Raw genomic sequence first — 25,786 nt, 5'->3', positions numbered from 1 at the left:
GTTTTTTACTACATGGTGTAAGTCGGATTACCGGAGTTTAACATAGTCCCCAGTAGTTTTTCGATCTTGGAATTAAGGTTTGTTTTATCATCTAAGAAAGTAATACCTATCCCTGGTGGGTTAGAGCTTTGTGCACCTTGTGGGGTGATCCACGACACTTTACCCGTCACTACATCATCTTCTAGTGCATCAGGCAAGGTAACTCTAAGTGCCAATGAGTGCCCTACTTCGTAACGCATATTAGTGGGTACAAATAAGCCTCCTTTTTTTAAATAAGGCATATAACAACGATATAATTCATCTAGATCATCTATATCAACTAATAGCTCTTGCATGTTTAATCCTTTTTATGAATTACGTAATATGTGCGCTAATCGCGATACTGCAAGCGGTAAATTAAGCCCAAGGATTTTTGTGTTATTTTGCAAAAATTCACTCAGAGCCTGTTGCGCAATCTGATATGCATCAAAGCTCATGCCTTGCATTAACTGCTGCTTTAGTTGCTCACTTAAGAACAAAGTAAATATGCGAACAAGCTCAGGCTGTTTATTTATAATATCGACTAACACTTTAAAATTATGACTTTGTTTAAACTCAGTTGCAAACTTATAAAGCATATCAATACTTTGTAACTGACTTTGCTCTTGCCAATGCTTAACTTGTAATGGTTGGCTATAAAAAAGTGGCAACCAGCTATAACCTTTAATTTGCAATGACTCAAGCCATTGCTGGGCAAGTTGTGTGTTTATTACTTTTATATCTGTCTTAGCACACCGGCTTAATATCGTGGCCGGAAGCTGTGCAGCTTGGCTTGTTGTAAGTATCAAAAATCGGCTATTACTTGGCTCTTCTAGCGTTTTTAATAATGCATTTGCTGCGGCGGTTGTCATTTTTTCACAATTTTTAATAACAACTACTTTGTTACCATTTTGCGCCGCAGAGTGATTCATAAAATCACTGATCCCGCGTATATCGTCTACGCCAATACTTTGCCCATCAACCTGCGTTAAACGTTTATCAGGGTGCGTGCCTGCAAGTGTGAGTAAACAACTTTTACAGTGGCCACACGGTGCTAAAATACTATTAGCGGCTGCTGATTGCTGTACTATATTTTGGCACAATAAGGCATTAGCTAACTGATCGCTTAACTCGAATTTACCAACGCCAATGGGTCCACAAAACAACTGTGCATGATGAAAACGCTGGCCACGAAAGCTCTGCGCTAAGCGTTGCTGTGTATCGTGTAGCCAAGGCAGTGCCATATTATTTTAGCCCTTCAAAAAATGTACGTAGTACGTTAGTTATATCGCGGTGTACTTTATCGATGTCTTGGTTTGCATCAACTGTTTTAATTGAGCTGTCGTCGTTAGCAAGCTCAAGGTAACGCATGCGAGTGCGCTGAAAAAACTCAATAGCTTCTTGCTCTATTCTATCAAGTTCGCCTCGCCCTTTTGCACGTTCAAGGCCAATAACAGGGTCAATATCAAGGTAAATAGTTAAATCGGGCTTCAATCCTTTTAATACCATTGATGATAACGACGCTAGTGTATTTGAGCTAATACCTCGTCCGCCACCTTGATATGCTTGAGATGATAAATCATGGCGATCAGCCAATATCCATTGACCTTGCTCAAGCGCAGGATTAATGACGTTATGCATTAACTGCGAACGCGCCGCATACATGATCAGCAATTCGGTTTCAAAGGCAATTTCTTCTTCATGCTCTGCTTTTACAAGTGTGCGCAGTGATTCGGCTAGTGGTGTTCCGCCTGGTTCACGTACATTTATAAAGTCGATCTGTTTTTTGTTTAAAAAATCTTGGCATAACGAAATAGCGGTTGATTTACCAGCGCCTTCTAGCCCTTCTATTACTATAAATTTTGGTTTCATAAAATATTAATTCTTTTTATTTAATATATACGTTTTAACTGCCGCGTTATGCTGTTTTAACGTGGTTGAAAACTGGTGGCTACCATCGCCTTTTGCGACAAAGTAAACGTATTCACTTTGCGGCGGATTAACTGCAGCTAAAATAGCGGCTTTTGATGGCATTGCTATAGGTGTTGGCGGTAAACCATTAATACGATACGTATTGTAAGGCGTATAATCGCGCAAATCTTTACGTTTAATATCACCATCAAAATCAGCGCCTAGCCCGTATATTACGGTGGGATCGGTTTGCAGGCGCATATTGGTGTTTAATCGATTAACAAACGCTGATGCAATTAACGGACGTTCGCTGGCAAGGCCTGTTTCTTTTTCAATAATTGAAGCCATTATTAGTGCTTCGTATGCTGTTTTATAGGGTAGATTAGCAGCGCGCTGCTGCCAAGCATCATCTAATGTTTGCTGCATTTTTTGTGCTGCACGTTTTAATACACTGCTTGCAGTATCGTTATTATGATAGTGGTAAGTGTCGGGGAATAACCAGCCTTCTAAGTGCGTGTCATTACCCAGTATTTGAGTACTTAGTTCATCACTTTTTAAATCGTTTTGTAAATTATCGGCTTTTTTAATAGCACTTAGTACTTCACGTAAGTTTTGCCCTTCAATAATGGTAAAACTAAAACTGACTTGCTGGCCTTGATTAATTTTTTTATATTACTGATAACACTATCGGCTGTTAGCTCGTAAAGCCCCGCTTTTAAGTCGGTGAGTGTGGGATCTAATTTGGCAATTACCTGATAGCGCCAGCAACTTTCGACCCAGGTATTAGCTTGCCATTGATGGCATAACTTATTAAAGCCAGTGCCATGCTTAACTTCAAATTGTGTGTTTTGAGCTAACTTTAACGGGCTATTTATTGTTGCTTGTAATTGCTGGTAACCAACAGCAGTGGTTATAACAGCTAAAAAGAGTACCGATAAAATAACTTTTAACACTCAGCCTCCTTGGCTAATAATTTAGTTAATAATGCGTGGCTGTCGTCTGTATTAAATACCTGTTGTTCAATACGTTTTACGGGTACTGCTCCCATTAAGCTATTACACACAAATACGGCGTCTGCTTGGATTAGGTCTTCTACTTTCACGCGTTTAAATTCAACTGGTAATTTAGCACATAACGATTGTAGGTAAACGCCCTTTATTCCGCACTCATCAAGCAATGGCGTAAACACACACTTATTTTTAATCGCAAAAATATTAGCTGATGAAGCTTCAATTACATTGTTATTGTAATCAAGCACTAACACATCGTCGCAGTTTTGCGTTTGCATTGCTTTTTTAACTAGTACTTGCTCAAGCCGGTTTAGTGTTTTAAGACCCGCTAAATAAGGTTGTGCAGCTAATTTAATTGGGCTTATTTCGAGATTTACACCCTTTTTAGTAAGCGCACTGTAATTACTAGGGTAATCTAATACACTCAATAAAATAGTAACATTACACTCACTCGGCAGCCCATAACCACGTCCGCCTTCGCCTCGCGTTACAAGTATTTTAAGCACGTTGAGTGATGCTGCTTTTATATGCAAAGCAATTTGATTTTCAAGGCTATTAAAATCTAGCTCAGGAAAACCCAAACGCTGAGCACATTCAATCAAACGCGCTTTATGGTGAGCCCAATACTGTACTTGCCCATCAACAACTTTAGCCGTTGTAAAAAAGCCGTCACCGTAATTTAAGCCTCTGTCACGCGTGCTTAAAGTGCTGTTTTGATCTACTGCTATTATTGTTTGCATTTTATTTGGCATAAAAAAAGCCCAGTTAAACAACTGAGCTCTTATAATTTGATTCGTTGTTAAAAAGATTATACCTTTTTAAACAGCAACGAGCCATTAGTACCACCAAAACCGAACGAGTTACACAGTGCAAAGTCTAGCTTTGCATCACGTGCAGTGTGCGCAATATAATCTAAGTCACACCCTTCGTCTGGGTTATCAAGGTTAATAGTTGGCGATACTTTTTGATCCGTTAACGATAAAATCGAAACGATTGATTCAACAGAACCCGCAGCACCTAATAAGTGACCCATCATTGATTTAGACGAACCGACCATTACATCTTTAGCTGCATTACCAAAAATAGATTTAACAGCGGCAGTTTCGGCTTTATCACCAGCATGCGTTGATGTGCCGTGTGCATTAATGTAACCAATTTGCTCAGCGTTCACTTGCGCATCATTTAGTGCATTTTGCATTGCAAGGGCAGCGCCTGCACCGTCTTCTGGTGGTGATGTCATATGGTACGCGTCGCCACTCATGCCAAAGCCTACAAGCTCAGCATAAATTTTAGCACCACGTGCTTTAGCATGTTCGTACTCTTCAACTACAACAACACCTGCGCCGTCAGAAAGCACAAAACCATCGCGGTCTTTATCCCAAGGGCGAGAAGCCGCTTGTGGATCGTCATTGCGGGTTGATAGTGCACGTGCAGCATTAAAGCCACCCATACCAATTGGTGTACAGGCTTTTTCGGCGCCACCGGCAACCATTGCATCAGCATCGCCATAAGCAATCATACGCGCAGCATGGCCTATGTTGTGCAAACCTGTTGTACAAGCCGTTACAATAGAAATATTTGGGCCACGAAGCCCATGCATTATTGATAAATGACCTGAAATCATATTAATAATGGTAGATGGCACATAAAATGGCGATAACTTACGCGGACCACTATTTAATAGTTTAATGTGGTTTTCTTCGATAAGCGTTAAACCACCAATACCCGAACCTACAGCCACACCTATACGTGTTGCATTTTGCTCTGTTATCTCGAGGCCAGAATCTTCAAAAGCTTGAACACCCGCTGCAATGCCGTACTGGATAAATAAATCCATTTTTTTTGCATCTTTTGGTGACATATAAGCCGATGCATCAAAGTCATTAATTAAACCAGCGAACTTTGTACCAAATTTTGATGTATCAAAGTGGGTTATTGTTTGAATACCACTTTTACCATCTAATAAGCCTTGCCAGGTTGATTGAACATCATTACCTAGCGGCGTCAACATTCCTAAGCCAGTTACGACGACTCGACGTTTAGCCACGGTTTGCCTCCAATAAGGGATATTTTTATAAGGTGGATGATCATACCCAAGCTACCTCAAAGTGCTAGTCCCAAAATAGATTAAAAACGCATAACACTAGCAAAAATAATTTTTAGTTAAGATTGGGAGTTAAGGTTTCTTTTTGAATCACGAACTTTGAGGTGGTTTGGATATATAGATTAAGGGCAGCGAATGCTGCCCTTAATTTGCGATTAATTACTCAGCGTGAGCTGTAACGTAATCGATTGCAGTTTGAACTGTAGTGATCTTTTCAGCTTCTTCATCTGGGATCTCAGTATCAAACTCTTCTTCAAGAGCCATTACTAGTTCTACAGTATCAAGAGAATCTGCACCTAAGTCATCTACGAAAGAAGATTCATTTTTAACTTCTTCTTCTTTAACACCTAGTTGTTCAATGATGATTTTCTTTACGCGTTCTTGGATATCGCTCATTCTTCTTTCCTTTATTAAAAACGCCAATGCGTTATTTTCAGATTGCGGCGTAGTTTACGCCGCATAATTCTCTGATTCAATGATTTGGCCATAAATAATTGTCTGGTCAAACCTCTGAGTGTAAGTTTTATCTTTTATCGCTTATTTTCACAGCAATTTCAAGTATGTTTAAAGCAAGTTCACAAATAATTCAATGTTTTTGAGTTAACTAACTTAACTTAATTTTATTATTTGGCCGATATTATGACTACTAAACCATGTACATCGCACCATTTACATGCAAAGTTTCGCCTGATACATACGCAGCTGCGTCAGATGCTAAATAACACACTGCAGCAGCAATTTCGTCTGGTTGACCTAAACGCCCTGCTGGAACATTGGCAAGCGTTGCTGCTTTTTGCTCATCAGTTAAATCATCAGTCATATCAGTTTGAATAAAACCAGGTGCCACTACGTTAACTGTAATACCACGAGATGCAACTTCGCGCGCAAGTGACTTAGAAAAACCAATTACGCCCGCTTTAGCCGCCGCATAGTTAGCTTGCCCTGCATTACCCATAGTGCCTACTACTGAGCCAATATTGATAATACGGCCTTTCTTTTTCTTCATCATTGGACGAAGTACCGCTTTAGATAAACGGAAAATCGAGCTTAAGTTAGTGTCGATTATATCGTCCCACTCAGTCTCTTTCATACGCATTAATAGGTTATCACGTGTGATACCTGCGTTATTAACAAGTACGTCAATATCGCCAAAATCAGCTTTTATTGCGGCAAGTGTCGCTTCAATAGATGCAGGATCCGTTACATTTAATGCATAACCTTTACCACTATCACCCAGGTACTCACTGATTTTAGCAGCGCCTGACTCGCTTGTAGCAGTGCCTGCAACTTTTGCACCTTGCGCAACTAATGTTGTTGCAATTGCTTTACCAATACCACGGCTAGCGCCAGTAATTAGGACAATTTTGCCCTCTAATGAAAATAAATTAGACATTTTATATACTCTTATTTAGCTGCAGCGATTGAAGCGGCATCGTTTACTGAGCCACAGATCATTGCTCTATCAATTCGTTTAGCAAGTCCTGTTAATACTTTACCAGGACCAAATTCGTAGCTTTGTGTTACATCTTGCGCAACCAAGGCTTGTACTGTTTCTGTCCAGCGAACTGGGCTGTATAGTTGACGTACTAGTGCATCTTTAATTTCATCAGCGGTCGATTCAGCTTTTACATCAACATTATTAATTACATCACACTTAGGTGTATTAAATGTTAAAGCGGCTAAGTCTACCGCTAGCTTATCCGCTGCTGGCTTCATTAGTTCACAATGTGAAGGTACGCTAACCGAAAGTGGTAATGCGCGTTTAGCACCAGCATCTTTACATGCTTGTGATGCTCTATCTACTGCCGCTTTATGCCCTGCAATAACAACTTGACCAGGAGAATTGTAGTTAACTGGAGATACAACCTCACCTTGCGCTGAGGCAGAACACGCCACTTTTATTTCTTCATCGCCTAAGCCAATAATCGCAGCCATTGAACCTACGCCTGCAGGCACAGCTTCTTGCATATATAAACCACGGTTTTCAACAAGCTTAACAGCTTCACTCAAGCTTAGTACGTCGCTACACACTAGTGCTGAATATTCACCTAAGCTGTGACCGGCCATAACAACGTCGGCATCTGGGTTTGCTGCAAGCCAATCACGATAAATAGCAACACTTGCAGTTAATAATGCAGGTTGTGTACGATGAGTTTGATTTAATTTTTCTTCTGGGCCATTAAGAACTAGCTCTGCTAAGTCGTAACCCAATGCATCTGATGCTTCTGCAAATGTTGCTTTAACAATGTCAGAACTCTCTAGTAGCCCTTGTAACATACCAACGCTTTGCGAGCCTTGACCTGGGAATAGAAGTGCAATTTTTTGTGCCATACTTTGCTCTTTTTAATTAAACAAATAAATAATGAAATACACGGCACATCAATTATTGATTAACCGCCGTGTCTTTAGAATGTGTTTTTTCGAAAATAGCGGCTATTTTATCAGGAAGTTGACGTTCAACCTCCTTTACCGCTTCATCAATTGCTGCTTGAAATGCTTTAGCTGACGCATTTCCATGACTTTTAACGACAATACCGCGCAATCCTACCAGAGAAGCACCGTTATACTGGTCGGGGTTCACCCTTTTATAGAGTTTTTTTATTATTGGACGCAATATAAACGCCATACATTTATATAAAAGGTGCTTTTCGAGCGCAACTGTAAACTTATTCATAATAAGCTTGGCAATGCCTTCGCATGTTTTAAGTGCAACGTTACCCACAAAACCTTCGCATACAATAACATCAGCCTTGCCAGAAAAAATATCGCTTCCTTCGCTATAACCAATGTAATTAATATGTGGGCTTTGCTGCATTAATTGTGCAGCCTGTTTAATATCATCGTGACCTTTAATATCCTCAGCGCCAATATTTAATAAGCTAACGCGAGGGTTATCGCAGCCAAGTGCTTGGCCAGCAACTACAGAGCCCATAATGCCAAACTGATACAGCATTTGCGCATCACAATGCACATTAGCACCTAAGTCGAGTAAATATACTGGGTTTTTAAGCTCTGTAGGAACGGATGAAATGAGTGCAGCACGTTTTACACCTGGCAGCATTTTTAGCACATAGTGAGCCATAAAAAATAGCGCACCAGTATTACCTGAACTAACACACGCTTGAGCTTCGCCTGACTTAACTAAATCAAGGGCAACACGCATAGATGAATCTTTTTTTGAACGCACAGCAATTGCAGGTTCACAAGCATTAGTGACTATTTCACTACAGTGACGAATTATGAGTCTAGGATGAGGTAAGGAATCGAGGGATTCGAGTTCTTTAGATATAACGTCTTCATTGCCACATAAAATGAGAGTTAAATTGGCATGAGCGTTTACTGCGTGAACGGCAGCAGGAATAGATGAACGGGGGCCGTAATCGCCCCCCATCATATCTAACGCTATGGTTAGATCATTCAGCATATAAGTAATCTCTTATTTAGAAATTACTTGAACGCCTTTGTAGTAACCATCTGCAGTCACATGGTGACGACGATGAGTCTCACCAGATGTTTGATCTACAGTTAAAGTTGGACCACTGATCGCATCGTGTGAACGGCGCATGCCGCGTCTTGCACGAGACTTTTTGCTTTTTTGTACAGCCATAGTCTTCTCCTAAGAATCTTTCTTAAGTTGTTTCAAAATATCAAATGGATTAGGTTTATCATCTTCCGCCTTTAAAACACCAAAGCTGGCAGGCTTTGCTGAATAACTGCATGAAGCTTCGTTGTGGGTAGCTACTAATGGAATTGCTAAAATTAGTTCGTCTTCAATTAAATCAAAAACGTTAACTTCACCATTTTCATCAAGCGCTACTTCATCGTAGTCTTCTGGAAAAATATCTAACTCTGTATCTTCACCTACTGGTGAATATGCAAAGTCTTGAACCAAATCCAACCCTAAATCACCATTACAACGTTGACAAATGACAGTAACGTGTGTGGACAAATTGCCTCTAATCACAGCGAAACCTTGATCATCATTCTTGCAATGTATTTTTACCGCTATTTCACCTACTTCTTCCTGCACAACTTTCTCTAAACGAGTAAGTTTTTCAAGCGGTACAATTCCGTCATACTTTAAACGGTGCTGCGCTGCTTTGCCTGGATGAAGAGTGATGGGAATTTTCACCTTTTGCATAGGGGCTGCATCATATAGATAGTTAGTTTGTTAGTCAAAGTAAAAAACCATTTTTACTTGGTTTTTAACGTGTTTTACTCTCGGATCTGATTTATCCTAACTCAATCTGAATTATCTTAGGGAAACAGTCCGTGAAGCACCCACTTATTTTAGCGTCAAGCTCGCCTTTTAGGCAGTCTTTATTACAAAAATTTAATTTACCATTTGATACATTTTCACCAGACGTTGACGAGTCAGCACTTGAATGCGAAACACCTACCGAACTGGTTAAGCGTTTAAGTGAATTAAAAGCCTCTGCAGCTAATAAACACTTTAACAAAGGGTTAGCTATTGGATCAGACCAAGTAGCTGTGTTTAATAATCAAATTTTAGGTAAACCACACAATAAAAAATGCCGTAAAACAACTAAATTTATTTAGCGGTAATACTGTAACATTTTTAACTGGGCTTTGTGTTTACGATATTGTAACTGGAACAAAAAAACCTGCGTAGAACCGTTTAATGTGACGTTTAAAACACTCAGTGATGCACAAATTAGTGCTTATTGCGACGCAGAACAGCCATATAACTGTGCTGGCAGTTTTAAAAGTGAAGGGTTAGGTATTTGTTTATTTGAAAAGTTAAGCGGAGACGATCCTAATAGCTTAATTGGGTTGCCACTAATTAAACTCAGCCAATTACTGGCTGAGTTTGGTATTGATGTACTTACCGCTCAAAACAAGTTCTAGTTAAATAAATTAGCCAAGCAAAACCTGTTGCAGCTGCAGATAGTTATCTACCGTTGCAACCGGATTAAGCTCATTTAATTGCTGTGCGTTGTGCACCCCCATGGTTACACCAATTCTATCCATGCCTGCAGCTTTTGCCATTGTCATGTCTATTTGAGTGTCACCAATCATTACGGCATCTTGAGCGCTTATGCCAAGTTCTTCAAGTAATTGATACAGCATATCCGCAGACGGTTTAGACAGTGCGTCATCGCTTGTACGTGTCGCACTAAAAAAATGTCTAAGTTGGCTTTGAACAAGCAAGCGCTCTAATCCATCTCGACCTTTACCTGTGGCAACAGCTAAAACAATGCCTTGCTTTTTTAAAGCAGTTAAAACGCTGACAACATTAGCAAATACAGGAGTTGGCGTGGTATCAACACTATATTGGTGTTTATACCCTTTAATTAGCGCTTGATGCTGCGCGGTATCATCAGGAAATAAAACATCAATTGCTTTCTCAAGCGACATACCAATAATATTTTTAATTGCTAAATCACTTGGTGACACTAAATTAAGTGACTCAGCACTACTACGAATACAGTTAACTATTTTAGTGACTGAATCCATAACGGTGCCATCCCAATCAAAAATGACGAGCTTATATTTTTTAATTGGCGTCACTGCAATCACTGTTTTGCGTCTCGTAATTTTAGTAATGTATTTTTAAGCGTTTTATCAAGGGGCGCTTCAATACGCATCGTTGTTTCGTTTTTAGGATGATAAAAACTTAAATCATGTGCGTGTAAAAACAATCGGTTTAAGCCAACTTTACGCATAGATTCATCAAACCCTTGATCGCCGTATTTATCATCACACGCTATTGGATGACCTTTACACTGCGTATGCACACGAATTTGGTGTGTACGACCTGTAACAGGCGAAGCTTGTACAAGCGAGCAATCATTAAAACGTTCAAGTACTTTAAAACGCGTATGCGAAGGCTTGCCCTCAGTGTTATCTACACGTACTACGCGTTCACCCGATTTAAGCGTATTTTTACGCAGCCCTTCGGTTACATTTTTAGTTTTAGAGTCCCACTGCCCTTCAACTAGTGCCCAATAATTTTTTTCCATTGTTTTTTCACGAAGCTGTTCATGCAATGCTGTTAACACCGAACGACGTTTTGCTATAAGTAAACAACCCGATGTATCACGGTCAAGCCTGTGAACTAGCTCAAGACTGCGCTCCTCTGGGCGAAGCGCGCGCAAAGCTTCAATTAAACCATAACTTAAACCACTGCCACCATGAACAGCCATGCCTGAAGGTTTATTTATAACGATAAGGTATTTATCTTCAAATAAGATATCGTTTTCAAGGCGAGTTACTTTATCTAGTTTTGATGGTACAAACTCTTCACGCTCAGCAACCCTGATAGGTGCAATACGAAGCACATCGTCAAGCTGTAGTTTATATACAGGCTTAATACGCTTTTTATTAACGCGTACCTCACCTTTGCGCAAAAGTTTATAAATAGCGCTTTTAGGCACCCCTTTTAAATGGGTAATAAGAAAGTTATCAATACGCTGACCTAAATGGTCTTCATTGATCGTGACATAAGTTACTTGTAAGTCGTTTTTTTCTGACATTGCCTAATCACTAATTTAAGTAAAATAATTTAGTTGCTAACACTGTAATAATAGTGGGATAATCAGCAGCGCAAATATTTAGTATTTGCAAATAACAACGGTGCTTTTTAACACATTAAAACATTCGTGATGCACATTCTGGGTAGCCGATCATACAGATCCGAGTTAAGTTTTCCAAAGCTTTTATACATACCTAGTCAACACGTGCGATCAATTAACGGCAATGCGCGTAATATATTGCTGGTTAAGTTTGAACATGAAGTGGTTTTTAATGCGATTGAGAAAGCAATGAACAGATAATTTGTCTGATAGTGACGACGTAAAAACACGTCGTTCAGCATTTGCTCAATTATTGTAGTACCGTACAGCAGCTTATTTAGAACTAAAAAAATCTAATAAATAAGCGTTCATTAACATTGGTAGCAACTTTTGCTCTTAAAATGGATATTAGTGATACATAAATATGTATTACTCACCAACTTAATGAGCCCTACGCACCTAATATGAATGACATTTAGTAAGATTGATATGACAGGCCAACTTCTGGGTAAAACATGTAAACGTAGCTGAAAAGCCGACTGTTTTAACACCATTTAGAATTTAATAACGGTAATACACGTTATTGTTTGCCAGCATTTAAAATACTGCGTACGAAAATACAGAGCCGTTCCGTTAAAGACCCAGTCGTGAGGCTGCACATTCTAAAAATAGGAACAACTGAACAGGCGATAAAAACATCGTCATGTCAGCGACATAAATAAGTAGAGTAACAATATGAAACGTATGCTAATCAATGCAACGCAGCAAGAAGAAATGCGCGTAGCACTGGTTGATGGCCAGCGCCTATATGATTTAGATATAGAAAGCCCAGGTCACGAACAGAAAAAAGCCAATATTTATAAAGGCAAAATAACCCGCATTGAACCATCTCTTGAAGCAGCATTTGTTGAATACGGTGCTGATCGCCATGGTTTCCTCCCTTTAAAAGAAATAGCCCGTACTTACTTCCCTGCAGGTTACACTTTTCATGGTCGTCCGAATATTCGCGACGTAATCAAAGAAGGTCAAGAAGTAATAGTACAAGTTGATAAAGAAGAACGAGGCCAAAAAGGCGCAGCGTTAACTACTTTTATCAGCGTTGCTGGTAGTTACTTAGTTCTAATGCCTAACAATCCTCGTGCCGGTGGCATTTCTCGCCGTATTGAAGGTGATGAGCGCACTGAACTTAAAGAAGCACTAGGTCGTTTAGAATTACCTAAAGGTATGGGCTTAATTGTTCGTACTGCTGGTGTTGGTAAGTCATTTGAAGAACTAAACTACGATTTAAAAGCATTATTAGTACACTGGGAGGCTATTGGCCAAGCAGCCGACAGTGCTAAAGCGCCTTTTTTAATACACCAAGAAAGTAACGTAATATTTCGCGCCATTCGCGATTATTTACGTCGCGACATTGGTGAGATATTAATTGATAAACCACGTGTTTTTGAAGAAGCTAAAGCGCACATTGAGCGTTTTCGCCCTGATTTCATGAGCCGCGTTAAGCTTTATCAAGGCGATACGCCATTATTTACACATTATCAAATTGAAAGCCAAATCGAGTCAGCGTTTCAGCGTGAAGTGCGTCTTCCGTCTGGTGGTTCAATAGTTATTGACCCTACTGAAGCATTAACATCTATCGATATTAACTCGTCTAAAGCAACAAAAGGCGGTGATATTGAGGAAACAGCACTAAATACTAACTTGGAAGCTGCTGATGAAATTGCACGTCAGTTACGTCTTCGTGACCTAGGTGGTTTGATTGTAATCGACTTTATCGATATGACCCCTCCACGTCATCAACGTGAAGTAGAAAATCGCTTAAAAGATGCTGCTCGCCCAGATCGTGCTCGTGTTCAAATTGGTAAAATCTCACGCTTTGGTTTACTTGAAATGTCGCGTCAGCGCTTGCGTCCTTCATTAGGTGAAGCAAGCCAAGGCCCATGCCCTCGCTGTAGCGGACAAGGGACTATTCGTTCTAACGAATCAATCGCACTTTCTATTCTTCGTTTAATTGAAGAAGAAGCAATAAAAGACAATACGACACAAGTAAATGCACAAGTGCCTGTTGCTGTTGCCGCTTATTTGTTAAATGAGCAACGACGTAGTGTTCATCGTATTGAAAAACATCATAAATGTGATGTAGTGATTATTCCTAATCAACATATGGAAACACCACATTACGAAGTTATGCGTTTACGTAAAGACGAAACACTTGAAACGGTAAGTTACGGACAAGTTATTGCGCCTGAGCCTGAAGTATTTGAGATGTCTAAATCTCCAAGTACACCAGTACGTGAAGAGCCAATGCTAAAAGGTGTAGTAATGCCTTCTACACCAGCTCCACAAGCAGCGCCTGCACAAACAGCTAAGCCAGTGACCAAAGAGACTAAAGCTAATGGTGGCTTATTTACAGCAATCACTAAGTGGTTTAAGTCGTTATTTGCTACTGAAACGGTAGAAGAGAAAAAAGAAGCCGCTGAAAAGCAGCAAGAAGAAGCACGCAATAACCGCAGAGGTAACGATAACCGCCGTCGAAATAACAATCAACGTCGTCGAAATAACCCTCGAACTAAGCCTCGTGCTGAACGCAGCAATACTGATCAAGATGAAGCTAAAACTGATTCACCAGTAACTAACGAGAACCAAGAAAGAAACGAAAATCGCAACAAGCGTCGTCGTAATCCTAACTCTCGTAAGCGCCCAGAGCATAAAAACCAAGAAAAAGATCAAGTTAAAACTGAAGCCCCTGCAAAGGCGGAAGTAGAAACTGATTCTAAACCAGCACAAGCTGCAGAGCCTAAAGAGCAGAAGCCTAAAGTTCGCCGTCAACGACGTAATTTACGTAAAAAAGTACGTTTACAAGACGAAAATGCTGAACAAGCAAAAACAGTAGATAAAATAACAGAACAAACTGTGGTAAGTGATGAAAAACCACAAGTTAAAGAGCAAGTTACGCCTACTGTAGAAAAGCAAACGCAAGCTCCAGCAGAAAAAACAGCGCATATTAAAGAAGAGAAAGTTGACGTTGTTGATTCTAACGATGAAACATCTGCATCTGATGAAGAACAAGAGCAAACACGTACACGTTCACGCCGCTCTCCTCGTCATCTTCGTGCATCTGGTCAACGTCGCCGCCGACCAGAAGGTGAAGGTTCTGAAAACAAATCAGACGAAACACCTGCATTTGTACCAGTAGCAGATCAAGCTGCAGCTGAGTATGAAGCTGAACTTAAAGCTAAATCGCAAGAAACCGCTGTTGATGCTTCTGAAAAAGTTGAACAAGCACTTGCTGTAGAAGACTTGGCTAAAGTTGAAGCGGTTAAAGAATCAGCTGAAGTTGAAGCACCTGTAGTGACTGAGCAACCAACTAAAGTTGAAGCGCCTGTAGTGACTGAGCAACCAGCTAAAATTGAAGCGCCTGTAGTGACTGAGCAACCCGCTAAAGTTGAAGCACCTGCAGTGACTGAGCAACCCGCTAAAGTTGAAGCGCCTGTTGTGACTGAGCAACCCGCTAAAGTTGAAGCACCTGTAGTGACTGAGCAACCCACTAAAGTTAAAGCACCTGTAGTGACTGAGCAACCCGCTAAAGTTGAAGCGCCTGTAGTGACTGAGCAACCAGCTAAAGTTGAAGCGCCTGTAGTGACTGAGCAACCAGCTAAAGTTGAAGCGCCTGTAGTGACTGAGCAACCAGCTAAAGTTGAAGCACCTGTAGTGACTGAGCAACCAGCTAAAGTTGAAGCACCTGTAGTGACTGAGCAACCAGCTAAAGTTGAAGCACCTGTAGTGACTGAGCAACCAGCTAAAGTTGAAGCACCTGTAGTGACTGAGCAACCAGCTAAAGTTGAAGCACCTGTAGTGACTGAGCAACCAGCTAAAGTTGAAGCACCTGTAGTGACTGAGCAACCAGCTAAAGTTGAAAAATCAGTACAGCATGTTAAAACCGTCGTTTCACAAGGATCTGCAAGTGCGCCAATGGCACAACCTACTCCTGTAGCTGATAGCGAAGTAAAACATATCTCTGTTGCAATGGCTCACGACAAACGTGAACTAGTACCCGACAGTGGCTTACGTGCAGGCTCAATCAAACCTGCTGGTCGTGCAAGCTCTGCAATGACTAAAACAATGAGTGCTGATTAGTAACTAACGCTCATTAAAAAGCCCCGCTATGTACTCAATAGCGGGGCTTTTTTGCTTTAAGTGCTATGTAAAGCGCTTCTAACGTGATCAAGCCCTACAAGTAAACACCAAACGTTAAATCCATAACCTGTAGACGCACAGCTTGCTGGCGTTTAAAAACGACGTTTTTACCAAAATTATTAACTAGCAGTACCTTTTTAATGCATTGCAATACATTAAGACTCACCTCACCTTTTTTAATTCACCATTTAAAGCTTTGAGAAGCTGCGCTTCTAACGTGAGCAAGCTCTACAAGTAAACACCAAACGTTAAATCCATAACCTGTAGACACACAGCTTGCTGGCGTTTAAAAACGACGTTTTTACCAAAATTGTTAACTAGCAGTACCTTTTTAATGCATTGCAATACATTAAAACTCACCTCACCTTTTTTAATTCACTATTTAAAGCTTTAAGAAGCTACGCTTCTAACGTGAGCAAGCTCTACGTCTACAGATAAGCACCAAACGTTAAATCCATAACCTGTATGCTGGCGTTTAAAAATAACGTTTTTACCAAAATTATTAACTAGCAGTACCTTTTTAATGTATTGCAATACATTAAAACTCACCTCACCTTTTTTAATTCACTATTTAAAGCTTTAGGAAACTACGCTACTAACGTGAGAATGATCTGCATCTACATTTTAACTATTAGGGCGTGTTGATCTTTGTGGATTGAAATTTGTTCAATCTAGGAGCGATTAAATCGCAGCGCGAGGTTTGTTCGGTAACTGCTCCTGCGTTACCCTAGTGGCTTACATCCATGTAAGAATAAGTAAAAACCGAGCAACGAAGAGTTGATCGTTCCTAGAAGGAACCCAAAGGACAGCGCATGTTTGGTATTTATGCTGCGTTATCGCCTATTTATGGGGAATACACTACATAGGCTCTGCCTTGCCTAAAAACCAAACAGTCTGCTGTAAATTCACCCTCCAAAGATCAACACGCCCTAGGTTTAAAAATAAGTTTTCTCATAAAAAAAACGCGGTCTACTTGCCGCGTTTTCAATAAAGCTAAAACATTATTTATGTAACGTTTATTCTTGCTCTTGTTCCATAAAACGTTGTAACTGATCTTTTAAATTTGGCGGAATACCTTTAATCACTAAGGTATCAGTCGCTTCATTATAAGTAACGCGCTCACCTAAATGTTTACGCTCAAAACTTACACTTACGCCACCACCTAGACCTGAAAACTTAACCATACTGGTTACCGTTTTTTTATCTACAGGGAAGGTTTCTTCTAAGTCATAGCTTTGTTCTTTACAAAAACTGTCGAACGGGCTGTCATCGCCTTTAGTGAGCGTTGCTGAAAGCTCGCTTACGCTGGCATCTTCGCCTGTAGTTACGCAATCATTACAGTAATCAAATACTTGTTTACGTAAGTCGTCTTTTTCTGATTTATCAAACTGTTGCTCTGATAAATAATCCTCTACTGCACTAAGCATTACTTGGCTTTGCTGTTTTGAATCAATACCCTCTTCACAACCTAAAAAGTCTAAGAAAAAGTCAGCAACTTTACGTCCAGCTCGTCCTTTGATAAATGAAATATAACGGTTGTCGTCAGCTTGTGTATCCCACGCTGTTAAATCGATACGAGCAGCGAGTTGCATACGCGATATATCTAAATGGCGAGAAGCTGCTAAATCAAGCTCTGAAGTCATTGAATAATGTTCTTTGATGTTAATCATCGCAATTAACATGTAATCGGTAGCAACATACTGATAATGACAAAATACTAAATAACCTGTTTCACTAAAAGCATACTTATCAAGCTCTTCTTTTAAGACTGTTGAAGCTTGCTCTGTCATATGCCAAAAGCCCAACTCATCATTACGGTAACTTTGCATTGCTGATGCTACAATACTGTTTTTATCTCCACTGAAAGCACAATAACCTTTACCAGGTTTACCGTTGTACGCATGATGTAACTGCTCAATGAACACGGCCACTTTATCGTTGATGATCATTTCATCATTTCGAAGGTGAATTTGCGTATCGTCGTCTTTTTTGTCTACATAATGAACGACTAATTTTTTAACGTCTGTTGTCATCTTTGTTTTTCACGCCTCTAGTGTTAAAATACGGGAATATAACTATTTTATTGAACCAACTGATGCCAATCTTATCAAAATACTCTAATGAAGAAGTAGAACAAATCGTCGATCAGCTTATTGATGTGCTAACTAAACATAATGCACCGGTTGATTTAAGCCTTATGTGTTTAGGAAATTCTATCACGCATATCTTAAAAGAGCATGTACCAACAGGGAAAAGACAAGCCGTAACTGAGAACTTTGCAAAAGCATTGTCACAGTCGGTTAAATAAACTCTATGAACTTATCGCAGCACAATCAGTTTTCATCAAAAGCGAGTCAGTTATTAAGCTGGGGGCATTGGTTCACCTTTGCCAACATCGGCTTAGCGCTATTTATTAGCTTAAGCTATTTATTTGCCGATTCGCCACCAACTAGCTTTATGGGCATAACTTATATGCTAGTGACATGGCTTAGCCACACTAGTTTTATTGCCTTTTTAGCATTTGTGCTGACGGTATTTCCGCTTAGTTTGATTTTCCCTATCCTAGGCACATTCGTGGAATGGCTGCTGTAATTGCTACGTTTGGCGCATCACTGCTTACTCTTGATGCTTATGTGTATGTTAATTTGGGCTATCATTTAAGCACTTCCGCTTTGCCTGAAATCATCTCACTGCTGTGGCATCGATTAACAAGTTCGCCTGCTTTAACAACTCTTTTTGCCGGCGGTATTGTTCTGCTAATCTTAGGTTTTCAACTCGTTGCCAGTAATCTTACATGGCGGCATTTAGCGCGTCTAAAACAGTTTAAATTTGCACGTTACGCAAGCTCATTTTTAGTTATATGTTTTGCGCTTAGCCACAGCATTCATATTTGGGCAGATGCTAACTTAAAATTTGATGTAACAAAGCAAGATAATGTTTTACCACTTTCATATCCTACAACAGCTAAAAGTTTGTTAGCTAAAAATGATTTACTAGATATCGAAACATATAAACAAGCTCATAGCGTTAAAATTAATAACCAAAATATTAACTACCAAATACCAACTCCTCTTGAGAAATGTGAAGATTACACTCAGGCTAATATCGACATTTTTGTTTTTGAAACCGACCAACAATTAGCCGACTTTATTTCAGAAAATAAAGGTCTACATAAAACAGAGCAATTTTTACAGCCAACTAATCATAGCGACATGCTATTTAGTTTGGTATACGGTTTACCTGCCTTTTATAAAGTTGCGATAATTGAAGAGCACACTCTTCCCGCATGGCAGAGCCAACGTCGCAGTATTGAAGTAAGTGGTATTAACGAGCTGAGTTTTATTAATGACCAAGCTCACACTAACAGTGCGATTAGAGTTATTAGCGGTTCAAAAGTTGTATCCCCACGCGATAACGCAACGCAAATATTTGCTTTTAGCTTAGTAAATGATACTCAAGAAGTGGTAAGTACATCAACCTTATACAGCTCAGATAAAAGAATCTCAAAAATTGAAGGCTTAATTCAACCAAGTGATTTAATTGCGACTAGTGTCGGTCAGTACTTAAATTGTAAAGCGATTGCCAAACAAACAATGTTAGGTGTTAACTTATACAAGAAAAAAGACAATATGGGTGTTAATTACTCCCAAGGTGTAGTCATAGCATACAAAAAAGATAGGATCACATTAATAGACTCTGATGGGAATTTTAAAAACATCTCTGCCGCTGAAGGGTTCTCTATTGAGCAAGGTTTAGATATTCCATTTTTAGTACAAAGCATTAAGAAGTTAAAAACTTTCACTCAATAACTGTAATCCTGACCTAGCTTGCTATAACGTCAAGCTAGGTTATAGTTTTTATTTTGGAACTGCGTTTTTAGCAACGCAAAATAAATTCATGGATGCCCTGCTATGATTAAACTTGTTAGTTACTTATTTTATTCACTTTGCATCTTTATCTGCTTTTATAATAACGCCACGACTTACTACAAATGCGTGACAGAAAAAGAGACTGTTTTTTCTCAGTTTCCTTGCGATCATCGCGCAACTACATACAAAGTAAATACCACAAACATACTGCAAAATGGCCCTGAAGTTGATTATAGAAAACAACTAAACGATCTTGAGCGAGAAAGGCTTTTGGCTGGGTTACAAGCTGAACTTCGCAGTAACAACCATAAATTAACGATACTCGATCGTGAAAAAGAGCGAGCTGAATACAAGCAACAACAGCGCCTTAACCATATTTTAGCCGACGATGAGAAAAATAGAATAACTAAAGATATTACCAAGAACATTAAACGAATTAATAAAGAATATAAAAAAGAAGTATCTGCTATTGCTAAAAAAATTAAAGAACTAGAAAAAAATATTAATATACAAATAAAACGCTCATAAAGCATTATGAGCGTGTTCGTAATTTAGCTTGGTTTTAAACTTAAAATAACATACCCTTAACACAATAGAGTATAAACTCTAACGTATAATAAGGAATGCTTATGCAGCCACATCGTATTGCTGAACTAATTTTAACTGGCTTTAAAAAGCACTATAAGCTATTTCAAAAAACCACGGCAAAGGCTCCTCTCGCTTTTGCTAATAAAGATTGGCAAGCAATTAACGATATAAGCCGTTTACGTATTAGCTATTATGATGATCGTGTTAACGAAACGACACAATTTTTAAAAATAGAACATCCTACAGATACCCTTGATGAATCTCTTTGGCTTGCAGTAAAAAAAATATATCAACACTTTTTATGCTTTCATCCACAAGCAGAGCTTGCCGAAACATTCTATAACTCTGTATTTTGCCGTCTTTACCATAGACGTTACTTTCATAATGACTTTATATTTGTACAAGCCACATTAAAAGACGCGCCATCTGTACCGGTTGAATCCGAGTATAGAAGTTATTTCCCGGTAGTTGATGGTTTAAAGCCTACGATAAAACGTATTATCAATCACTTTGATTTTAAAGCCCCATTTGTAGATTTAGAACGAGATATACGCTTGCTTGTTAAAGCATTTTACAAACAAGCCCCGATACTCACCACCAACCTTGGCAAATGCGCTTTGATATATTACATACTGCATTTTATCGTAACAAAGCGGCGTATATTGTTGGCCGTGTAGTTTCTCAAAGCGGTGTGCAACCTTTTATTATTGCAGTACTACATCATAAAGATAAAGGCTTATACTTAGACGCCTTGCTCACTAAATCATCACAAATGCGTGTTATTTTTGGCTTTGCGCGTGCTTATTTTATGGTGGAAACTCATGCACCTTCAGCGTTGGTAAGGTTTTTAAATCAGCTAATGCCAAACAAAACAATTGCAGAGCTATACAACGCGATCGGTTTTCATAAACAAGGCAAAACTGAATTTTACCGCGAGTTTTTAAGTCATTTAACGCATTCAAGTGATGAGTTTACAATTGCACCTGGTACACCGGGCATGGTGATGATGGTATTTACCCTCCCCTCTTTTGGTTATGTATTTAAAGTCATTAAAGATAAGTTTGGTGAAAGCAAACCATTTGGTCGCAACACCGTTTTAAAGCGCTATCAGCTCGTAAAGAGTCACGATCGCGTTGGGCGTATGGCTGACACTATAGAGTATTCTAATGTCGTATTTCCTTTGGCTCGTTTTGATAGTAATTTGCTTGAGCAATTACATAAAACAATTGGCTCCTCTATGATAATTGAAGGCGATTGGTTGATTATAAAACACCTTTACATTGAACGGCGCATGACACCACTAAATCTGTTTTTAGAAAACGCTGATGACGAAAGTGCAGCAGATGCAATAGAGGAGTACGGCCAAGCACTTAAAGAAATGATTGCCGTTAATATATTCCCTGGTGATATGCTATTAAAAAACTTTGGGGTAAGTAAGCATAAACGTATTATTTTTTATGATTACGACGAAGTACAATACCTTACAGATATGAACTTTAGAGAATTACCTAAAGCTAAAAATTACGATGACTATTTAATGAGTGAACAAAGTTACTCTGTCGCTCCACAAGATGTTTTCCCGGAGCAGTTATGTACTTTTGTTACACCTAACCCAACTTATAAACAGTTTTTATTAAGTACACATCCCGAATTAGTTGATGTTAGTTTTTGGAAGCAAGCACAGCAAAACATAAAAAATGGGCATGTGAGTCATATTTACCCATACCCGACAGCACAGCGCTTTATTCACCATTGGTAGGCGCTAAAGGACACACAATGAATATAAGTAAAATAGATTTAAATTTACTGGTTTACCTCGACACACTACTACGAGAATGCAACGTAACACGCGCTGCAAACCAGTTGAGTATTACACAACCTGCAATGAGTAATGGCCTTAAACGTCTTCGTAACCTATTTAACGATCCTATTTTAGTTCGTACCAGCGATGGTATGGTCCCAACTGAGCGTGCTTTGGAGTTACAACCTGTTATACGTGGCATATTAATGACTCTCGAAGAAACTCTAGCACCTAATCGAGAATTTGAGGCAAGCCAAAGTAAACGTGTGTTTAGAATAATGGCCAGTGATTACGCTGCAAGTACATTAGCACCAAAGCTTTTAAGTAAATTGCACGAAGAAGCCCCCGATACTACTTTAGATATACTCACACCAAGTGATGTCACCTTTCATGATGTAGAAAACGGTAAAGTAGATATGGCAATCAACCGTTTTGAAAACTTACCTCAGTCTTTTCATTATAAACGTATTTGGAAAGATAGTTTTTGCTGCTTAGTAAAAGCCGATAATCCTATAATTGAAAACTTTAGCCTCGACAGCTATTTAAAAGCACGCCATATATGGGTAAGTAAAACAGGTTTTGGTGTAGGTGTAGGCATGGACCCTAAAGATGTGCAAAAGCTAGGGTGGGTTGACGAAGCCCTCGCTCACTTTGGTAAACATCGTAATATCGCTACATTTACGCGTAATTACCATGTAGCGATTCATTTAGCAAAAGAGAAAAACCTTATTGCCACTCTACCATCTAAAGCCGCTAATATTTATGTCGACGATCCAGGACTTAAAATACTAGAACCTCCTTTTCCTATTCCTCCTTTTGAACTTGATATGATTTGGAGTCCACTGCTACACCGAGATGCGAGTCATATTTGGTTGCGCCAAAAAGTAGCTGAAGTTGCCGAGGAACTAAAGTAGCTTTATTACATAATACCTTGTAAAAATTGCTAGGCTAATAGAAAAAATTAACCTAGCAATTTAAAAATAAATAACAAAGCAATTAATATCAAATACTTATACATGAAAGGCATTATGGAATGACCTTTGCTTTTATTAGATTGAAGTTTATATTCATTTAATTAAAGAGGTCATTATGAACACCCATCAAGGATCAGAAGTAAATCATATTACAGACATCATTCAAGTAATGAACAGTGGCATCGACTTTTATGAAAAAGCCCTAGAAAAAATTGAAGACCCTGCAATTGGCGCTCTTTTCCAGCGCATGATCGATGCACGTAAAGTAAGTGTTGAGCGCTTGCAGCCCTATGCTATTAATGAAAAAGGGGAACGCGAAGATGGCTCTTCGTTCGCTATTGAAGCACGCCGTGCATACACTGGACTGCTTACAACATTTAGCTCACACAACGACAGCACCTATGTGAAGGAGCTAGAGGAAGTTGAGGATAAAACCCTTGAAGAAATTAAAGCCGCGATGGATAAACCACAACCTGCTGACTGTGAAGCTGCTTTGGCTAAAACACTACTAACAATGCAGAGTTGCCATGCAGAAATGAGTCGCATGAAAAACCATTAAACTTGATTTTGACGCCAAGCACCCAGCCATAGCGCTGGGTTTTTTATTGTCTTAAAGTATTCATTTATTTTATTTTACATATAACGACATAATTTATACAAATATTTAATATTATTAGAATATTTAATTAACTACATTTTATTTTAGCTGTGCTAGTTTTATTAATAGGATCCTGAAATCTTGCTGTGGCGCCGCAGCTTTAAATTATAAATAAGGTCCCAATATGAAAAAAACTAGCTCAACTGCAAAATAATGCTGATGTAGATATGACTCCAATGTTAGACATTGTATTTATACTACTCATTTTCTTTATTGTTACTACTTCATTTGTTAAACCTGTGGCCATTGAGTTAAATCGTCCGCTCGATAGCCCTCAAATAGATAAACCGGTTAAAAATGCTTTATTTAGTATAGATGAAAGTAATGGGGTTTATTTCTCAGGTAGGTTGATTGACTTAGAGCAAGTGTCGACTAACCTAGCAATGTTTGCCGCAAAATATGAAATAAGTTCAGTATTGATAAAAGCTGACGAAAACAGTAATCACAACACCCTAATGAACGTGATGAATAATATTAAAGAGTATGAAAACTACTCCATTTCTTTAATCTCGAAATAATACTAAGCGGATTAAATGTGGTCTATTTAACGATAAGAAAATCGTGTCGATAACCAGGTAAAAATTTCGTTGTTTAGTTGTTCCATATCAGAAATTTTTAACACAGTTAGCGACAGGTTTAAGCCCTCAAATTGATCAAGTATTATTGCGGATGGGTATTATACCAATCTGCTTATATATGGGTCTATTTAACGTTAAGAAAATTACGCTAGAACTAGGCAAAAATTTTTGTATTTAGTTGTTCTAAATAAAAAATTTTTAACGACGTTATAGTGCAATTTAATTCGTTAAATTGATCAAAGATTTATGCAGGTTGGTATTAGATATAGGATAACTCCCAGGGCAAGATCACGAACTTTACCTTGACTTAAAAGTATGATCTTATACTCCTTTTTTAAGGAGCATCCCCATGTCTAACATTCAGCTATTTAAATATTTCGAATCAATCGACGACCCTCGCCAACAAGGTAAAGTTGTTCATAAACTATTTGATATCATATTCTTAGCTGTTAGCGCTGTTGTTTCAGGCTGTCAGGGCTGGGAAGAGATTGAAGATTTTGGTCATGATAGACTAGATTGGCTCAGAAAATATGTTCTTCTTGAACAAGGGATCCCTCGCCATGACACAATTGCTCGTGTAATGAGCCGTATTGACATGACGCAATTCCAAGATTCCTTTTCTTCTTGGATGAAAGCCTGCTCCAAATTAACTCAAGGCGGTGTAGTTGCTATTGACGGTAAACGATTGAAAGGTTCATTTAATCAGTCAGATAGACGCGATGCGCTTTATATGATCAGTGCATTTGCATGCGAAAATGGTGTTGTTTTGGCACAATGCCCTGTTGATAAAAAGTCGAATGAAATAAAAGCGTTGCCAGAGCTGCTTGAATTATTAGAGATAAAAGGCTGCTTAGTAACGATTGACGCTATGGGGTGTCAAAAATCAATTGCAAAAAAAATAGTTGGTAAAGAAGCCGATTACTTACTTGCGGTAAAAGCAAACCATAAAAGGCTACTGTCACAAATAGAAGATGTGTTATTACCTGAGGTAGCACGACAAGCATCTGATGGGCTCTTGTTTAACGAAGCCGATTATCAAAAAAATAGAGAAGAATTTAGGTGCTGTGCAGTGAGCCATAACGTGAGCGGTTTATCAGAAACGATACACTGGGAAGGTGTAAAAACAGTGGGTGTTATTGTTTCTTATAGAAAAGAAAAAGGTAAATTAAGCAATGAGTTATGCTATAGATACTATATTAGTTCAGCGAATTTAACAGCGGAAGAACTCGCGAGAGGAGCACGACAACATTGGCAAATAGAAAATGGATTACATTGGCGTTTAGATGTAGGATTTAAAGAAGATGAGTGTCGAATTAGGCGCGAAGGTGCAGCACCTGTATTTGCGGGGCTGAGACACATCGCATTTAATCAGCTAAAAGCAGAAAAAGCTTTAGTAAAGGCATGCCCGCAAAACAGAAAAAAGCTATGCGCAGTACAGCCTACCTTGAAAAGGTACTGAACGCATAGACTTTTTTCATGCTCTTGCCCTGGGATAACTCCTTAAAGTAACAAAAAAGGGCCTTGCGGCCCTTCAACTTTAAA

22 protein-coding genes and 4 pseudogenes are annotated in these 25,786 nt (G+C 39.0%); 10 read left to right on the top strand and 16 right to left on the bottom strand.

Going from position 1 to position 25,786, the window contains the following annotated elements; translation table 11 throughout:
• Positions 1-8: 8 nt before the first annotated feature.
• From P4S71_RS16150 to yceD, 12 genes and pseudogenes are all read right to left on the bottom strand, one after another.
• Positions 9-335, bottom strand: coding sequence for a PilZ domain-containing protein (locus P4S71_RS16150; protein ID WP_007375260.1), 327 nt, complete (start codon positions 333-335; stop codon positions 9-11).
• Positions 336-347: 12 nt separating this feature from the next.
• Positions 348-1,262, bottom strand: a complete 915-nt coding sequence (locus tag P4S71_RS16145) for a DNA polymerase III subunit (RefSeq protein WP_007375261.1) — start codon at positions 1,260-1,262, stop codon at positions 348-350.
• 1 nt (position 1,263) lies between these two features.
• The gene (gene tmk / locus P4S71_RS16140) at positions 1,264-1,890 is read right to left on the bottom strand and encodes a dTMP kinase (protein WP_008135397.1); all 627 of its coding nucleotides are present in this window, start codon (positions 1,888-1,890) and stop codon (positions 1,264-1,266) included.
• Positions 1,891-1,896: 6 nt separating this feature from the next.
• Positions 1,897-2,882 (bottom strand): annotated as a pseudogene (gene mltG / locus P4S71_RS16135) (endolytic transglycosylase MltG).
• The gene (gene pabC, locus P4S71_RS16130; RefSeq protein WP_337150999.1) at positions 2,876-3,691 is read right to left on the bottom strand and encodes an aminodeoxychorismate lyase; all 816 of its coding nucleotides are present in this window, start codon (positions 3,689-3,691) and stop codon (positions 2,876-2,878) included. Before pabC ends, mltG begins: the two are co-directional and overlap by 7 nt.
• Positions 3,692-3,747: 56 nt before the next feature.
• Positions 3,748-4,986, bottom strand: coding sequence for a beta-ketoacyl-ACP synthase II (gene fabF / locus P4S71_RS16125; protein ID WP_096793327.1), 1,239 nt, complete (start codon positions 4,984-4,986; stop codon positions 3,748-3,750).
• A 216-nt stretch (positions 4,987-5,202) separates the two neighbouring features.
• Positions 5,203-5,439: an acyl carrier protein gene (acpP, locus tag P4S71_RS16120; protein WP_002962377.1), complete on the bottom strand. Its 237-nt coding sequence runs from the start codon at positions 5,437-5,439 to the stop codon at positions 5,203-5,205.
• Between the two features lie 250 nt (positions 5,440-5,689).
• The gene (gene fabG, locus P4S71_RS16115) at positions 5,690-6,436 is read right to left on the bottom strand and encodes a 3-oxoacyl-ACP reductase FabG (RefSeq protein WP_007375266.1); all 747 of its coding nucleotides are present in this window, start codon (positions 6,434-6,436) and stop codon (positions 5,690-5,692) included.
• 11 nt (positions 6,437-6,447) lie between these two features.
• Positions 6,448-7,374 carry an ACP S-malonyltransferase gene (fabD, locus tag P4S71_RS16110; RefSeq protein WP_337150998.1) on the bottom strand — a complete coding sequence of 309 codons (927 nt, stop codon included), beginning with the start codon at positions 7,372-7,374 and terminating at the stop codon, positions 6,448-6,450.
• A gap of 52 nt (positions 7,375-7,426) precedes the next feature.
• Positions 7,427-8,467 (bottom strand): phosphate acyltransferase PlsX, encoded by a 1,041-nt coding sequence (gene plsX, locus P4S71_RS16105; protein ID WP_007375268.1) that lies wholly within the window; start codon positions 8,465-8,467, stop codon positions 7,427-7,429.
• Between the two features lie 12 nt (positions 8,468-8,479).
• The gene (rpmF, locus tag P4S71_RS16100) at positions 8,480-8,650 is read right to left on the bottom strand and encodes a 50S ribosomal protein L32 (RefSeq protein WP_002962381.1); all 171 of its coding nucleotides are present in this window, start codon (positions 8,648-8,650) and stop codon (positions 8,480-8,482) included.
• A gap of 9 nt (positions 8,651-8,659) precedes the next feature.
• Positions 8,660-9,184, bottom strand: a complete 525-nt coding sequence (gene yceD / locus P4S71_RS16095) for a 23S rRNA accumulation protein YceD (RefSeq protein WP_007375269.1) — start codon at positions 9,182-9,184, stop codon at positions 8,660-8,662.
• Between the two features lie 131 nt (positions 9,185-9,315).
• On the opposite strand from yceD, the pseudogene P4S71_RS16090 reads away from it, so the two are divergent.
• Positions 9,316-9,912: pseudogene (locus P4S71_RS16090) on the top strand (Maf family protein).
• A gap of 9 nt (positions 9,913-9,921) precedes the next feature.
• Here P4S71_RS16090 and P4S71_RS16085 read toward each other — a convergent pair.
• Together P4S71_RS16085 and rluC are read right to left on the bottom strand one after the other, a co-directional pair.
• On the bottom strand, positions 9,922-10,584 hold the full coding sequence (locus P4S71_RS16085) for an HAD-IA family hydrolase (RefSeq protein WP_337150997.1): 663 nt from the start codon (positions 10,582-10,584) through the stop codon (positions 9,922-9,924).
• On the bottom strand, positions 10,581-11,540 hold the full coding sequence (gene rluC, locus P4S71_RS16080; RefSeq protein ID WP_002962392.1) for a 23S rRNA pseudouridine(955/2504/2580) synthase RluC: 960 nt from the start codon (positions 11,538-11,540) through the stop codon (positions 10,581-10,583). Before rluC ends, P4S71_RS16085 begins: the two co-directional genes overlap by 4 nt.
• 774 nt (positions 11,541-12,314) lie before the next feature.
• On the opposite strand from rluC, the gene rne reads away from it, so the two are divergent.
• A complete protein-coding gene (gene rne, locus P4S71_RS16075; protein WP_337150996.1) occupies positions 12,315-15,716 on the top strand; it encodes a ribonuclease E in 3,402 nt (1,133 codons plus the stop codon).
• A gap of 450 nt (positions 15,717-16,166) precedes the next feature.
• Here rne and P4S71_RS16070 read toward each other — a convergent pair whose 3' ends face one another.
• Both P4S71_RS16070 and yejK read right to left on the bottom strand, forming a co-directional pair.
• Positions 16,167-16,325 carry a hypothetical protein gene (locus tag P4S71_RS16070; protein ID WP_337150995.1) on the bottom strand — a complete coding sequence of 53 codons (159 nt, stop codon included), beginning with the start codon at positions 16,323-16,325 and terminating at the stop codon, positions 16,167-16,169.
• A gap of 467 nt (positions 16,326-16,792) precedes the next feature.
• Positions 16,793-17,809, bottom strand: coding sequence for a nucleoid-associated protein YejK (gene yejK, locus P4S71_RS16065; protein ID WP_007375275.1), 1,017 nt, complete (start codon positions 17,807-17,809; stop codon positions 16,793-16,795).
• A gap of 62 nt (positions 17,810-17,871) precedes the next feature.
• Here yejK and P4S71_RS16060 point away from each other — a divergent pair, with 62 nt between their 5' ends.
• The 8 genes and pseudogenes from P4S71_RS16060 to P4S71_RS16025 all read left to right on the top strand — a co-directional run bounded on the left by P4S71_RS16060 (position 17,872) and on the right by P4S71_RS16025 (position 25,703).
• A complete protein-coding gene (locus tag P4S71_RS16060) occupies positions 17,872-18,084 on the top strand; it encodes a DUF1414 domain-containing protein (protein WP_007375276.1) in 213 nt (70 codons plus the stop codon).
• Between the two features lie 5 nt (positions 18,085-18,089).
• Positions 18,090-19,585, top strand: a pseudogene (locus P4S71_RS16055) (DUF3413 domain-containing protein).
• 102 nt (positions 19,586-19,687) lie between these two features.
• Entirely contained in the window at positions 19,688-20,173 is a 486-nt protein-coding gene (locus tag P4S71_RS16050) for a DUF4124 domain-containing protein (protein ID WP_337120521.1), read from the top strand.
• A gap of 101 nt (positions 20,174-20,274) precedes the next feature.
• Positions 20,275-21,992 (top strand): annotated as a pseudogene (gene aceK / locus P4S71_RS16045) (bifunctional isocitrate dehydrogenase kinase/phosphatase).
• A gap of 17 nt (positions 21,993-22,009) precedes the next feature.
• Positions 22,010-22,948: a LysR family transcriptional regulator gene (locus P4S71_RS16040; protein ID WP_337150994.1), complete on the top strand. Its 939-nt coding sequence runs from the start codon at positions 22,010-22,012 to the stop codon at positions 22,946-22,948.
• A gap of 175 nt (positions 22,949-23,123) precedes the next feature.
• A complete protein-coding gene (locus P4S71_RS16035; RefSeq protein WP_007375281.1) occupies positions 23,124-23,567 on the top strand; it encodes a ferritin-like domain-containing protein in 444 nt (147 codons plus the stop codon).
• A gap of 266 nt (positions 23,568-23,833) precedes the next feature.
• The gene (locus P4S71_RS16030; protein WP_050482407.1) at positions 23,834-24,184 is read left to right on the top strand and encodes an ExbD/TolR family protein; all 351 of its coding nucleotides are present in this window, start codon (positions 23,834-23,836) and stop codon (positions 24,182-24,184) included.
• 409 nt (positions 24,185-24,593) lie between these two features.
• Positions 24,594-25,703 (top strand): ISAs1 family transposase, encoded by a 1,110-nt coding sequence (locus P4S71_RS16025; RefSeq protein ID WP_337149978.1) that lies wholly within the window; start codon positions 24,594-24,596, stop codon positions 25,701-25,703.
• Positions 25,704-25,786: the final 83 nt, after the last annotated feature.

Origin of the sequence: Pseudoalteromonas sp. B62, assembly GCF_037162565.1 — a bacterium.
Lineage (GTDB): Bacteria > Pseudomonadota > Gammaproteobacteria > Enterobacterales > Alteromonadaceae > Pseudoalteromonas > Pseudoalteromonas fuliginea.
Note: the sequence above shows the minus strand (reverse complement) of the source record. Positions and strands in the feature narration are given on the sequence as shown.

Excerpts from the sequence above, each read along its gene's own strand:
- P4S71_RS16050 (WP_337120521.1), top strand. The coding sequence starts at position 19,688 with ATGATTAAACTTGTTAGTTACTTATTTTATTCACTTTGCATCTTTATC.
- P4S71_RS16150 (WP_007375260.1), bottom strand. The coding sequence starts at position 335 with ATGCAAGAGCTATTAGTTGATATAGATGATCTAGATGAATTATATCGT.
- fabG (WP_007375266.1), bottom strand. The coding sequence starts at position 6,436 with ATGTCTAATTTATTTTCATTAGAGGGCAAAATTGTCCTAATTACTGGC.
- pabC (WP_337150999.1), bottom strand. The coding sequence starts at position 3,691 with ATGCCAAATAAAATGCAAACAATAATAGCAGTAGATCAAAACAGCACT.
- rpmF (WP_002962381.1), bottom strand. The coding sequence starts at position 8,650 with ATGGCTGTACAAAAAAGCAAAAAGTCTCGTGCAAGACGCGGCATGCGC.
- P4S71_RS16145 (WP_007375261.1), bottom strand. The coding sequence starts at position 1,262 with ATGGCACTGCCTTGGCTACACGATACACAGCAACGCTTAGCGCAGAGC.
- yejK (WP_007375275.1), bottom strand. The coding sequence starts at position 17,809 with ATGACAACAGACGTTAAAAAATTAGTCGTTCATTATGTAGACAAAAAA.
- plsX (WP_007375268.1), bottom strand. The coding sequence starts at position 8,467 with ATGCTGAATGATCTAACCATAGCGTTAGATATGATGGGGGGCGATTAC.
- yceD (WP_007375269.1), bottom strand. The coding sequence starts at position 9,184 with ATGCAAAAGGTGAAAATTCCCATCACTCTTCATCCAGGCAAAGCAGCG.
- P4S71_RS16060 (WP_007375276.1), top strand. The coding sequence starts at position 17,872 with ATGCCAATCTTATCAAAATACTCTAATGAAGAAGTAGAACAAATCGTC.
- fabD (WP_337150998.1), bottom strand. The coding sequence starts at position 7,374 with ATGGCACAAAAAATTGCACTTCTATTCCCAGGTCAAGGCTCGCAAAGC.
- rluC (WP_002962392.1), bottom strand. The coding sequence starts at position 11,540 with ATGTCAGAAAAAAACGACTTACAAGTAACTTATGTCACGATCAATGAA.
- tmk (WP_008135397.1), bottom strand. The coding sequence starts at position 1,890 with ATGAAACCAAAATTTATAGTAATAGAAGGGCTAGAAGGCGCTGGTAAA.
- P4S71_RS16030 (WP_050482407.1), top strand. The coding sequence starts at position 23,834 with ATGACTCCAATGTTAGACATTGTATTTATACTACTCATTTTCTTTATT.
- acpP (WP_002962377.1), bottom strand. The coding sequence starts at position 5,439 with ATGAGCGATATCCAAGAACGCGTAAAGAAAATCATCATTGAACAACTA.
- rne (WP_337150996.1), top strand. The coding sequence starts at position 12,315 with ATGAAACGTATGCTAATCAATGCAACGCAGCAAGAAGAAATGCGCGTA.
- P4S71_RS16025 (WP_337149978.1), top strand. The coding sequence starts at position 24,594 with ATGTCTAACATTCAGCTATTTAAATATTTCGAATCAATCGACGACCCT.
- P4S71_RS16035 (WP_007375281.1), top strand. The coding sequence starts at position 23,124 with ATGAACACCCATCAAGGATCAGAAGTAAATCATATTACAGACATCATT.
- P4S71_RS16040 (WP_337150994.1), top strand. The coding sequence starts at position 22,010 with ATGAATATAAGTAAAATAGATTTAAATTTACTGGTTTACCTCGACACA.